Below are 11,731 nucleotides of genomic sequence, written 5' to 3'. Positions count from 1 at the left end.
GTTGTTGGAAGGGCTCGTAGCAACCACTACTGCCAGTCAGTTAGGCGATCTACGCTGGGGGTATGCAAGACCACGAGGCTGACCTCGCCGTTTTCTACGACCGCCAAGCCCCGGTCCCGAACACCCGTGCGCTGACACCGCATCGTGTTGAGTGCCGGGAATGGTTCGTCCGGCTCTTGAAGGACGAGCACCGACACTCCGTGTTCGAGCTGGGCTGCGGGACCGGCGTCGAGGGCCTGGAATTTGTCCGCGCAGGACTGCATTACACCGGCGTGGACCTCTCAGAGGAGAGCATTCACCTGGCGCGGTCGCATGGGCTGGATTGTTCAGTGGCCAGCGGACGCAGCCTGCCTTTTGTTGATGGCGCGTTCGCGGCCGTTTGGACCATGAGCACCCTGCTGCATGTCCCCAACAGCAGGATTCACGACGTCGTCAGCGAACTTGTGCGGGTCAGCGCGGCTGGTGCGCCAATCGCCGTCGGGCTTTGGTCAGGTGAGGACGTGGAAGTTCTAAACCCCGAGGACGTCGAAGAGCCGCGGCGCTTCTTCAGCCGCCGCAGCGACGACACCGTGCGGCGGATCTTCGGAGAGCACGGCGTGATCGAGCATTTCCGGACCTGGCCGGAAGGTACGGGTGTGGAGTCCGGACCCGGCGCCGGGAACTGGACGCAGCACTACCAATTCCTGGTCCTGCGTACCCCCTCACCCAACTAGGTCGCATTTGTGCGCGTTTTGAGCGCTCATAACGCGCGCTGCTGCGACCCAGTTGGGAACTAAGCTGGCTCCATGGCTCCCTCTTACACCTTTGCCGGGGACACTCCGGCCATCCATGAATCTGCATTCGTTGCGCCCACCGCATCCATCATTGGCAAGGCGACTCTGGCCGAGGACTCCAGCGCCTTTTACGGGGTTTCGGTCCGTGCCGATACGGCTGCCATCAGGGTCGGCGCAGGCTCCAACCTCCAGGACAACGTGGTCCTGCATGCAGACCCCGGGTTTCCCTGCACCGTTGGCGAGCGCGTCTCCATTGGGCACAGCGCAGTGGTCCACGGCTGCACTGTGGAGGACGACTGCCTCATCGGCATGAGCGCCACCATCCTCAATGGTGCAGTGATCGGCACTGGCTCGCTGATTGCAGCTGGCGCCGTGGTCCTGGAAGGCACGGTCATTCCGCCACGCTCCCTGGTGGCGGGTGTGCCGGCCAAGGTCCGCCGCGAATTGACGGACGAGGAATTCGAAGGCGTCAAGCACAACGCCGCCCACTACAAGGACCTCGCTGCCGCGCATAGGGAAATGCACGGGGCCTAATCAACGAATGCGGGGCCTGCACTGCATCCCCACCGCCTCCCTGACTTCGCAAGCTCAGCCAGGGAACCCGGGCGGCGTGGGCCTTGCGAGTGGTTGGCACGCAGGGCAGGCCCCGCAACGTTGGAAATTAGTCCAGGCTGATCGGGCCGAATTCGTCCAGCAGATCACCCGGGCCGGGGTTTCCGGCAACAGAGGATCCTCCCAAGTGGTTCACCACGCCCCACACGGCGTTGAGGCCTGTGGTCACGGCACCCTCGGCCCAACCTGCGGTAAAGGACACGTCGTCACCGGCGAGGAAGATGCCACGTTGGCTTTCCGGCAACTGGTCTTGCTTGAAGTGGGTGAAGAGCCGCTGCTGGTACCGGTAATGGCCCGGCAGGTTGGCTTTGAAGGCACCCATGAAGTTGGGGTCCGCTTCCCAGGAGACAGTGATCGGCTGCCCCACAATGTGGCTGGCAATGTCCACGCCCGGATAGATCTGTTCCAGCGAGTGCAACATAAGTTTGACGCGCTCTTCGGCAGTAAGTGCAAGCCACTTCAGGGCGTCGTCGTTCCATGTGTAGGACAAGAGGATCACAGCGGGCTTGTCAGGGCCGTCGTCGAGCAAGTATGTGGCCCGGTTGAGGCGGTCGGTGAGCGTCATGGACAAAACTTCGCGTCCGGTTTCCGGATCGATGTCCTTCCAGAAGGGCCGGTCCACCATCACGAACGTCTTCGAGGACTGCATGTAGTGCGAGCGCTCGATCGCCGTCCACAGCTCGGCCGGGAACAGCGCTTCCTCGGTGTGGATGCGCGTGGACAGCAACCACGACTGGCAAGTGGTCACCACCGCTTGGTACGTAGCTTCGCGTCCCCAGTTTTCGCGCACTACCAAATCACCGTTATCGGCGCGGCGGATGTTGTCCACGGCTCCGCGCGGCGAGCCGGAGTGCAGCGATGACAGTGACGTGCCGGCGGGCCAGTGCTTAAGGTCCGACGGCGCGTGGTTCCACAGTGCCTCGGGGAGCCTTTGCGCTCCTCCCGAGATGAGCCGGTGCTGGTCGTCTGCGTCGGTGTAGACAACCCGGAGGATCTCGAGGATGGAGTTGGGGAAATCGGTGTCCCAACCGCCGGTTCCGAAGCCCACCTGGCCGAAGGCTTCGCGGTGGGCGAAGCCGGCTTCCTTGAAGGACTTGCTGGCTGCGATGAATCCGTAGAACGTCTGCTCGTCCAATTCGGGCAGGAGTGCATTCCAGAGTTCCTTGATCCGCTTGGTATCGCGGGCTTTGATGGCTTCCTGCATTTCGGCGAACGCAGCGCCATCGTTGATTGCGGCTTTCCAGGCATCGGCCACTTCTTGGAAAAATACCGGTAGCTCAGCTGCTGTTGTGGCGTAGTGCTTCTTGCCCGCAAGTTCGATCACTGTGCTGGACGTCGCCGGGGCCATCGGGTTGGGGAAGTCCTGCGTTTCCAAGCCAAGAAGGTCCACGTAGTGGTAGAAGGCTTTGCCGGAAACCGGGAAACGCATGCCACCAAGATCGGCTACGACGCCGGGCGCCGACGGGAAGCTGGCCGTGCGAAGACGGCCGCCGATCTGGTCGGCCTCGTAGATGACGGGCTTGAGGCCGAGCTTCATCAGCTCATAGGCGGTGACCAGTCCTGACAGGCCGGCGCCGATGACGGCTACTTCCGTGCCGTAGCGCTCTTCCGGAATGCTTCCGAGTCCGTCCGGGTGTGCCAGGTAATGGTCATAGCTGAAGGGGAAGTCCGGGTTCAGCATGGTGATGGGGGCTTCGCCCGCGTCCGCCGCAGAAGCGGCGACGTCGGCTGTGGGAAGTTCGGTAGCGATGGTCATCAGTTTGCGGCTTTCACAGTTTCCGGGCTCACGGCCCTGGTGGTCAGTTCACGGTAGTCCTCATCGCTGAGCGCGGCTACCTTGGAATTCCGGCGTCCGTAGCCGAAGTAGATGGCGATGCCCACCAGCATCCAAACACCGAACGTGATCCAGGTGTCGGCGCCGAGGTTGAGCATCAGGAAGGCACACATCAGCGTGCCCAGGATTGGGGTGATCGGGTACAGCGGAACCCGGAAACTGCGGTCAAGATCCGGGCGGTTGCGCCGGAGATAAATCACTGCGACGTTGACCAGCGCGAAGGCAAAGAGCGTACCGATGCTCGTTGCGTCAGCCAAGGCGCCCAGCGGGACCAAGCCAGCGGTGAGGGCGACGGCGGTTCCGACTATCAGGGTCCCGGCCACTGGCGTTCCGGTGCGGCGGGAGACGCGGCCGAAGACCTTGGGCACCATGCCATCACGGGACATCGAGAGCAGGATGCGGGTCTGGCCGTAAAGGACGGTCAGCACGATACTGGCGATGGCAAGCACCGCACCGGCAGAGAAGACGAGGGCGATCCACGGCTGCCCGGTGATCTCATGCAGGATCTGGACGAGTGCAGCTTCCGTGCCGTCGAACCAGCCCCACGGACGGGCACCGATCGCGGCAACGGAGACCAGGACGTAGATGCTGGTGACAATCACCATGGAGAGCAGGATGGCGCGTGGCAGGTCCCGCTTGGGGTTCCTGGCTTCCTCGCCGGCGGTGGAGGCGGCATCGAATCCGATGTAGGAGAAGAACACACTCGACGCGGCAGCGGAGACGCCTGCTGCACCCATCGGCATGAGAGGCTCGAAGTTCCCGGCGTTGAAAGCGGTGAAAGCAACGGCGCAGAAGAAGATCAGGATGCCCACTTTGATGATGACGATCGCGGTGTTGATCCATGCACTTTCACGGGCGCCCCGGACCAGCAGGATCATGGCAAGAACCACGATCACCATGGCGGGAACATTTACCACCCCGCCATCGCCTGGTGGCTGGCTCATGGCATCGGGCAGGACCTGCCCAAACGCAGCCAGTGTCTCATTGACGTACTGTCCGGCACCTACGGCAACAGCGGCCACGGACACGGCATATTCCAGTACCAGGCACCAACCGCAGATCCACGCCATGCCCTCACCCATGGTGGCGTAAGAGTAGGAGTAGCTGGAACCTGCAACCGGGACGAGCCCGGCCATCTCCGCGTAGGACACTGCCGAGAAGAGGGCAGCCAAACCAGCGATCACGAAGGAGATCCAGATCGCCGGGCCTGCCAGCGGCACGGACTCACCAAGGATCACCAGGATGCCGGTACCCAGCGTTGCGCCGACGCTGATCATGGTCAGCTGAAGGACACCGAAGCTGCGTACCAGCGGCGTGCCGCCTTCGCCGGTTCCGGCCTCGTCGGCCATCTGCCCGATCGGCTTGCGGCGCAGGAGTTGGGCACCGAGGCTTGGCCTGGCCATGCTCGCCGCCGTTGAGTTTTGAGTGTTCACAGGCACAGTCACCCTTGACGTCCCTTCAAAGTAGTTTCGATTTCCCCTCCACAAGACTGGCATGTGAGCCATCTCTCACAATGGTGCAAAATGACCTATAGTGTTCAACCATGAGACGTATTGCACAGTACCAAGAGGACGGCTCGCTCGCCCTCTCCGGTCAGGTCAGAGTGGACCTGTCCGCGATTTCAGACAACATCAAGGCCCTGAAGGACCGGACAAAGGCGCCCTTCTTCATGGCCGTGGTGAAGGGCAACGCCTACGGTCATGGCCTCGTGGAAGTAGCCCGCACGGCCGTTGCTTCCGGGGCCGATTGGCTCGGCACCGCGCAGCTCACCGAAGCCATCGCACTGCGCAACGCCGGCATTACCGCACCGATCCTTTCGTGGTTGTATCTGGCATCCCAGACGAGCGACACCATCCTTGAAGCACTCGAAAACAACATCGACGTCTCCCTCGGAAGCGTCCACCAACTCCAGGTGCTGGCAGGCATCGCCCAACGCCTTGGCCGTCCCGCCGTCGTGCACCTTGAACTGGACAGCGGGCTAAGCCGCGGCGGGGCGCGGAAAGAGGATTGGGCTGAACTTGTAGCTCATGCCCGGCAAGCGGAACTGGACGGCACGGTGCTGGTCCGCGGCATTTGGACCCACTTGGCCTGGGCCGATGTGCCCGCCCATCCTGGGAACGCCAGCGCTGTTGCGGAGTTCGAAGACGCCGTCCGCGAGGCGCGCGAAGCCGGACTCACGCCTGAACTGAGGCACGTTTCCAGCTCCGCCAACATCCTGGACCGCCCGGAATTCCACTTCGACATGGTCCGGGCCGGACTGGCAATTTACGGCCTCGCTCCCGCAGACCACCTCAACCCGACCGACTTCGGATTGCGGCCGGCGCTCAGCGTCACCGCCCCATTGGTGATGGTCAAGAAGGTCCCAGCAGGTACCGGCGTCAGCTACGAGCACCAAGCCATCACGTATGAACCCCGCTACCTGGGACTCATTCCCCTTGGCTACGCGGACGGCATCCCTAAAGGCATCAGCGGCCGCTCGGTGGTGGACATCGGAGGCCGCAGCGTCCCGGTCATCGGTAAGGTCTGCATGGACCAATTCATGGTGGACCTCGGACCCGACGCGACCGGGATCGACGTCGGCGATACTGCGGTGTTGTTCGGCGACCCGGCCACCGGTGCGGCGAGCGCCGACGATTGGGGCGCTGCGATCGGCAGCCACGGGGATGAAATCATCAACAGGATCGCCCCGCGATTGCCGCGCATATACGCCTCGTCAGAGCGCGCCTCCTTGGACGGCGCTTCCTCGGAGGGCACCTACGAGTGCCCCGACTACCAGGAGCCGGCCGCCGCCGGGCAAGACAATGTTGCCTGAGCCCGCCATCGCCCGCCTGAGTTTCGTCACGCTGGAACAGTTCCTGGAGCAGCTGCCGCCCGAGTTGAAAATGCTTCACGACGGCGGCAGCGGCGCCTCGCTGCTGCGGTGGGTGGAACCGAGCGAACTGGAAGATCCCACCCCGTATCTTCCGGAGGGCGAGTTCCTGCTGACCGCCGGGCTGCCTTTCCTTGGCGAGGGCGGCTCGGCGACCAGCGTGGACGCCTATGTCCGGCGACTGGTGGGTGCGAAAGTGGCCGCCCTCGGCTTTGGTATCAGGCCGTATTTCGACGCCGTCCCGGACGTCCTCCTCGACGCCTGCCGCAGGCACAACCTCACCCTGTTCGAGGTCCCGGAGTCCGTGCCCTTCGCCGCGATCGGCCTGGAGTTCTCCCAGCTTCTGGAATCGGACAACGCACGCGTATTCCGTCAATTGGCCGAAACCAACCGCCAACTCATGCGGGCCGTCCTCTCCCCCAGGCCGGAACACGAATTACTTGCAGCCCTCGTCCAGCGTGTGCCCGTGTGGGCGCTGCTGGTCGGGGCGGACGGACGGGTGCGGGCGCGCGGGCACAATGCGGGCGGCAGCACCGGCGTCGAGCATTCCTTGTTGGCGCCGCTGCTGGAACGGTTGCTGACCGGCAGCGGGCCGCGCGTGGAAATGGATGGTTTCGAGCAGCCTGGGTCTGCCCTGGTGTTCGGTCATCCTCTGCGCAGTACCAAGGACGCGAACCTTGGGGCGCTGATTCTTGGTTCGGACGCTCCGCTGACGCCTGCGCAGAACAATGTGGTGCAGTCGGCGGTGGGTTTGCTGGAGTTGTTGGTCCGTCAACGAACCAGCGGTTCGCTTGCTCCGAGCCAGCTTGCCACGGCATTGCTCCTGCATCCCGATACCTTGTCCACCGGCGCCACCAAGCACGTCAACGGACTCAAAGACCTGCTGGCGCAGAGCCTTTCCTCGACGCGCTCCGGACAGATGCGCGTAGTGCAGGGCATCAAGGCCGAATCGCCTGACTGGCCCGCTGGCGACGGCCCGGTCCGCGAGCTGCTGCAGTGGCGCAGGCTGTTCGATACCAAGCTCGTGGAAATAACCGACTACGGTTTCGCGGCCATCACCCGGTTGAAAGTGGATGACGCGCTGCTTGCCGACGTCGAGAAGCTTGGCTGGAGGCTGGCGATCGGCGAGCCGACCGAACTCACCGGGCTTGCCGCGGCCTACCAGCGGGTGAGTTCGCTGCGGAGCCGCGTATTGTCCAGCGGAAAGAGCGTCCGCGTGGAGGAAGTGCAATGGTCGGTGACCGGTCTGCTTGGACGCGAGGCGGGGACCATGCTGGCCGAGCGTCTCCTGGCCCCGGTTTTGTCTTTGGAACCTGATCGCCGTGACCCACTGCTGTCCGTACTGCGCGGCTGGCTCAGCGAAAACGGAAGCTGGGACGGTTCCGCCAAGCTGCTGGGCCTTCACCGCAACAGCGTTCGACGGCAAATAGGCGTCCTCGGCGAGCTGCTGGACATGGACCTCAACCAGGCACAGGTCCGGGCGGAACTGTGGATTGCCTTGCAGTATGCGGACGAGTTGGTTGCCGGGCCTGACGCCGGCGTTTAGGCGCCCGCCTCCCACTCCCGGTATAGCTCAGGCCGCCGTTCGCGCAGATAAGGGACTTCGTCGCGTGCGGCTTTCACGGTCTCCGTACCCACTTCCGCGAACAGGAGCGCTGCCGACTCCCCCGCCGCCGCAAGCAACGAGCCATCGGGGCCGGCAACCACGCTGCCGCCGAGGAAGTTGTAGATGTCCTCGTGCCCGCTGTGGTTGGCGTACGCAACGTTGAGCTGGCTCTCCACCGCGCGGGCCCGGATGAGCACCTGCGGCACGTTATCGAATCCCATGGACAGAGCCGTTGGCACCAGCAGGAGTTCAGCCCCGCGGGTTGCCGCTGCCCGGACTGCCTCCGGGAACTCGACGTCGTAGCAAATCAGCATCGATGTTCGGACCCCGTTGAAATCCACGACGGCGGGAGGTTCTTGGGCGCCCACGAACGCCTTGCGCTCCTCCGCACCGAAGAGGTGGACTTTGGCGTAATGGAGAAGTTCCTCGCCGTTGCCGTCGATGAGTGTGGCGGTGATGTGCCACGCGTTCTCCGCGGGAGCCGGCGCCGGAAGGCTGTACACGAGTCCGATGTTGTGCTGGCGCGCGATGCCGGAAAGGCGTTGGCGGATGCCCGGCAGCGTTGCCGGATCCAATTCGGCGTGAAGCCGCAGCGGTGCGTAACCCACCGGGAAGAGCTCCGGAGTCAGGAGCAATCCTGCCCCTGCCTGTGCGGCGCGTCGGGCGGCGTCGTCGATCGTGCGCAGGTTCGCCTCAACGTCCAGGACGGAAGCGTTGGCCTGCAGGACGGATAGCAGCATCATTACCACCTTGGTTGCACCGGGTAGCCGGACCGGTGAGGGCCGGAAGTCTTCTTGTTTCCAGAGTAGGCCCGGGGTCTGACACGTGGAGCGGGGCATTTAGACCCGGAGGCGATCGACACGGGACGCATTGCACGCACACCGCCCCGCAACCTTCCGGGCCACACCCTGCGAGGCCCACTCTGCGCCCCAACCATTCGCAGGGCCCACGCCGCCCGGGTTCCCTGGCTGAGCTTGCGAAGTCAGGGAGGCGGTGGGGATGCAAAGCAGGCCCCGCAACGGGAGGACGGAGCGCCTCTTGCGTTGGAGTATGTCGGGAAAGCTTGACTGGTTGTGTTCACTTCTTGACTACAACGTTGCTTTTGGGGCAATCTTCTTGTCATGCCCGCTACGCAGCGCTCAACGAAGAGCCAACCACGAAAACCCGGCTCGCAGTCCGCGCTCCGGCACCTGAACCAGCAACGGATTATCGAGTGCTTGCTGAGTGGGCCGTCAACGCAAGCCGAACTTTCAAGGCAGACCGGGCTCTCCACCGCCACGGTGTCCAACATCGTGAAAATCATGCAGGACGCAGGCCTCGTTTCCACCGAGCCAACCACCAGCTCCGGACGCCGGGCAACCAACGTGAGGTTGAACAGCAACGGTGCAGTCGCCGTCGGAATCGACTTTGGCCGACGCCACCTGCGGGTGGTTCTGGCATCCCTCGGCTACCACGTCATCGCAGAGGATTTCATCGAACTTCCGCTCGGCCACCACGCAGAGGAAGGGATCGCCGCGGCGGTGCGGCTGCTTGGCCGATTGCTGGCAGAAAATGGCATCGATCCCAGTGCGGTAGTGGGAGCCGGTGCGGGCATCCCGGGCCCTATTGACCGCAGGACAGGGACCGTTGCCCAAGGTGCGATCCTGCCCGAATGGGTGGGAATCGACATCCTTCATAGGCTCGAGGAAGCCCTGAATTGTCCCGTATTTGTTGATAATGACGCCAATCTTGGAGCGTTATCGGAGGTGACTTGGGGACCCCACAGCGGGGTGTCCAACCTGATGTTCCTCAAGATCGGTTCGGGTATTGGTTCGGGCCTGATTCTGAACGGCGTGCCGTACTACGGGAACGTGGGCATCACAGGTGAAATCGGCCATGCAACCATCCACGAGCACGGGCTGATGTGTCGGTGCGGCAACCGCGGCTGCCTCGAAACCATCGCCTCCACAACCACGATGATCGAGCTGCTAGGCAGGGGAAAAGAGACATCGCTGACGCCCCAGGACATCGTCCGGAATTGCCTTGCCGGCGACTCCGCAACCCAACGCGTGGTGGATGATGCGGGCCTTGCCGTGGGGCGAGCACTGGGCAACGTCGCCAACCTGATCAACCCTGAAGTGATCGTCGTCGGCGGGCCCCTGGCAGGCCTCGGCGACCTCCTTCTCAACCCCATTCGCAGGGGCCTTGTTCGCCACGCCGTACCCGTGGTGGGCGAAACAACGCACCTCGCAATGTCGTCCTTGGGAGCACGTGCCGAAGCGCTTGGCGCAGCGGCCTTGGTGTTCCAACAAGCCGGAATCACGGGTAGATAACGAAATCGTTAGCTGGTTCTTGTGTTCAAGTCTTGACGACAAGACACGTGATCCAGTTTACTTTTTCATCAGACAGCTCCGCCGTTTGGGGAGCGACAACGAAGTCATGCATTGGAGGCGTAAGGGCTGATGACAACCCCTGACACGCAAGACGAACCCATTCTCTTGGAGATGCGCTCGATCACGAAGGAATTCCCTGGTGTGAAGGCCTTGTCGAATGTGAGCCTGCGCGTAAAGGCTGGCGAGATCCACGCAATCTGTGGCGAGAACGGTGCTGGAAAATCCACCCTCATGAAAGTTCTCTCCGGCGTGTACCCCCACGGCAGCTACACCGGGGACATCGTGTACATGGCCGAAACGCAGCAATTCAAGGACATCCGCGCAAGTGAAGCTGCGGGCATCGTCATCATCCACCAGGAATTGGCGTTGATCCCGGAATTGTCCATCATGGAGAACATCTTCCTGGGCAACGAGCCAACCAAATGGGGTGTCATCGACTGGGCCGAAGCCCGGAAGCGCTCCGTAGAGCTGTTGGCCAGGGTAGGTCTCCGTGAGGACCCCGATACCCCCATCAAGGAAATCGGCGTCGGCAAGCAGCAGCTGGTGGAAATCGCCAAGGCGCTGAACAAGTCGGTCCGCCTGCTGATCCTGGACGAGCCCACAGCAGCCCTGAACGAATCGGACTCCCAGCACCTGCTGGACCTGATCCTGGGGCTGAAGGGCAAGGGAATCACCTCGATCATCATTTCCCACAAGCTCAACGAGATCGAACAGATCGCCGACGAGATCACCATCATCCGTGATGGAAAGTCCATTGAAACGCTGAACGTCAAGCGGGATGGCGTTGACGAGGACCGCATCATTAAAGGCATGGTGGGCAGGACCCTCGAGTCCCGCTTCCCCGATCACGAGCCGAAGATCGGTGAGGTCTTCTTCGAAGTGAAGGATTGGACGGTGGGTCACCCGCAGATCCAGGATCGCCTGATCTGCAAGGGCTCCAACTTCTACGTGCGCCGCGGTGAAATCGTAGGATTCGCAGGACTCATGGGTGCCGGCCGCACGGAACTTGCCCGCTCTCTGTTCGGACACTCCTACGGCCGTTACATCAAGGGACAGGTTTACAAGGACGGCAAGCCGGTCAACCTCCGCAGCGTCCGGGCGGCTATCGACGCCGGCCTGGGCTACGTCACGGAAGACCGGAAGTCCCTCGGCCTGAACCTGCTGGATGACATCAAGACCACCACGGTTGCAGCGAATCTCCGTGCAATCAGCAAGTACACGGTGGTGGACGACCGCAAGGAGTTCTCGGTGGCAGAGGAGTACCGAAAATCCCTGCGCACCAAGACGCCGTCAGTGGAGGAAGGCGTAGCCAAGCTCTCGGGCGGAAACCAGCAGAAAGTGGTGCTGGCCAAATGGATGTTCACCGATCCGGATCTCCTGATTTTGGATGAACCGACGCGAGGAATCGACGTAGGCGCCAAGTATGAGATCTACGGCATCATCCAGAGGCTGGCGAACCAGGGCAAGGGAGTGATTGTCATTTCCTCGGAGCTGCCGGAACTCCTGGGCCTGTCCGACCGCATTTACACCATTTTTGAAGGCGCCATCACCGGTGTCCTGGACAAGAACGAAGCCAGCCAGGAAAGCCTGATGAAACTCATGACCTCCGCCCGCAAGACGGCCTGACCGTTGGCCCAGACTCACCCCTTCCTGACACAAGGACCA

Annotated in this window: 9 protein-coding genes; 6 read left to right on the top strand and 3 right to left on the bottom strand. The window is 62.7% G+C overall.

Features of this window, described 5'->3' with window-relative positions; all coding sequences use genetic code 11:
• The first annotated feature begins 62 nt into the window (after positions 1 to 62).
• Both KSW38_RS10440 and KSW38_RS10435 read left to right on the top strand, forming a co-directional pair.
• Entirely contained in the window at positions 63 to 713 is a 651-nt protein-coding gene (locus KSW38_RS10440; RefSeq protein WP_216924865.1) for a class I SAM-dependent methyltransferase, read from the top strand.
• A gap of 72 nt (positions 714 to 785) precedes the next feature.
• The gene (locus tag KSW38_RS10435; RefSeq protein WP_216924864.1) at positions 786 to 1,307 is read left to right on the top strand and encodes a gamma carbonic anhydrase family protein; all 522 of its coding nucleotides are present in this window, start codon (positions 786 to 788) and stop codon (positions 1,305 to 1,307) included.
• Positions 1,308 to 1,434: 127 nt separating this feature from the next.
• Here KSW38_RS10435 and KSW38_RS10430 read toward each other — a convergent pair whose 3' ends face one another.
• Together KSW38_RS10430 and KSW38_RS10425 are read right to left on the bottom strand one after the other, a co-directional pair.
• Positions 1,435 to 3,141 carry a flavin monoamine oxidase family protein gene (locus KSW38_RS10430; RefSeq protein WP_216924863.1) on the bottom strand — a complete coding sequence of 569 codons (1,707 nt, stop codon included), beginning with the start codon at positions 3,139 to 3,141 and terminating at the stop codon, positions 1,435 to 1,437.
• Entirely contained in the window at positions 3,141 to 4,622 is a 1,482-nt protein-coding gene (locus tag KSW38_RS10425; protein ID WP_216924973.1) for an amino acid permease, read from the bottom strand. The genes KSW38_RS10430 and KSW38_RS10425 overlap by 1 nt, the downstream gene beginning before the upstream one ends.
• Before the next feature lie 140 nt (positions 4,623 to 4,762).
• Here KSW38_RS10425 and alr point away from each other — a divergent pair, with 140 nt between their 5' ends.
• Together alr and KSW38_RS10415 are read left to right on the top strand one after the other, a co-directional pair.
• Positions 4,763 to 6,031: an alanine racemase gene (gene alr / locus KSW38_RS10420; RefSeq protein ID WP_254186326.1), complete on the top strand. Its 1,269-nt coding sequence runs from the start codon at positions 4,763 to 4,765 to the stop codon at positions 6,029 to 6,031.
• Positions 6,021 to 7,634 carry a PucR family transcriptional regulator gene (locus KSW38_RS10415; protein ID WP_216924862.1) on the top strand — a complete coding sequence of 538 codons (1,614 nt, stop codon included), beginning with the start codon at positions 6,021 to 6,023 and terminating at the stop codon, positions 7,632 to 7,634. The genes alr and KSW38_RS10415 overlap by 11 nt, the downstream gene beginning before the upstream one ends.
• Here the strand turns inward: KSW38_RS10415 and KSW38_RS10410 are convergent.
• Positions 7,631 to 8,437, bottom strand: coding sequence for a carbon-nitrogen hydrolase family protein (locus tag KSW38_RS10410; RefSeq protein ID WP_216924861.1), 807 nt, complete (start codon positions 8,435 to 8,437; stop codon positions 7,631 to 7,633). The two genes, KSW38_RS10415 and KSW38_RS10410, sit on opposite strands and share 4 nt — an antisense overlap.
• Positions 8,438 to 8,815: 378 nt before the next feature.
• Between KSW38_RS10410 and KSW38_RS10405 the strand changes: the two genes are divergently transcribed.
• Together KSW38_RS10405 and mmsA are read left to right on the top strand one after the other, a co-directional pair.
• On the top strand, positions 8,816 to 10,006 hold the full coding sequence (locus KSW38_RS10405; RefSeq protein ID WP_216924860.1) for an ROK family transcriptional regulator: 1,191 nt from the start codon (positions 8,816 to 8,818) through the stop codon (positions 10,004 to 10,006).
• 129 nt (positions 10,007 to 10,135) lie between these two features.
• Complete coding sequence (gene mmsA, locus KSW38_RS10400; RefSeq protein ID WP_216924859.1) at positions 10,136 to 11,692, top strand: multiple monosaccharide ABC transporter ATP-binding protein; 1,557 nt, start codon at positions 10,136 to 10,138, stop codon at positions 11,690 to 11,692.
• The last annotated feature ends 39 nt before the right edge of the window (positions 11,693 to 11,731 follow it).

Origin of the sequence: Paenarthrobacter aromaticivorans, assembly GCF_019038615.1 — a bacterium.
Taxonomy (GTDB): domain Bacteria; phylum Actinomycetota; class Actinomycetes; order Actinomycetales; family Micrococcaceae; genus Arthrobacter; species Arthrobacter aromaticivorans.
This window is presented reverse-complemented; position numbering and strand designations above follow the sequence as displayed.

Coding starts and splice junctions, on each gene's coding strand:
- KSW38_RS10415 (WP_216924862.1), top strand. CDS start 6,021: ATGTTGCCTGAGCCCGCCATCGCCCGCCTGAGTTTCGTCACGCTGGAA.
- alr (WP_254186326.1), top strand. CDS start 4,763: ATGAGACGTATTGCACAGTACCAAGAGGACGGCTCGCTCGCCCTCTCC.
- KSW38_RS10405 (WP_216924860.1), top strand. CDS start 8,816: ATGCCCGCTACGCAGCGCTCAACGAAGAGCCAACCACGAAAACCCGGC.
- KSW38_RS10435 (WP_216924864.1), top strand. CDS start 786: ATGGCTCCCTCTTACACCTTTGCCGGGGACACTCCGGCCATCCATGAA.
- KSW38_RS10430 (WP_216924863.1), bottom strand. CDS start 3,141: ATGACCATCGCTACCGAACTTCCCACAGCCGACGTCGCCGCTTCTGCG.
- KSW38_RS10425 (WP_216924973.1), bottom strand. CDS start 4,622: ATGGCCAGGCCAAGCCTCGGTGCCCAACTCCTGCGCCGCAAGCCGATC.
- mmsA (WP_216924859.1), top strand. CDS start 10,136: ATGACAACCCCTGACACGCAAGACGAACCCATTCTCTTGGAGATGCGC.
- KSW38_RS10440 (WP_216924865.1), top strand. CDS start 63: ATGCAAGACCACGAGGCTGACCTCGCCGTTTTCTACGACCGCCAAGCC.
- KSW38_RS10410 (WP_216924861.1), bottom strand. CDS start 8,437: ATGATGCTGCTATCCGTCCTGCAGGCCAACGCTTCCGTCCTGGACGTT.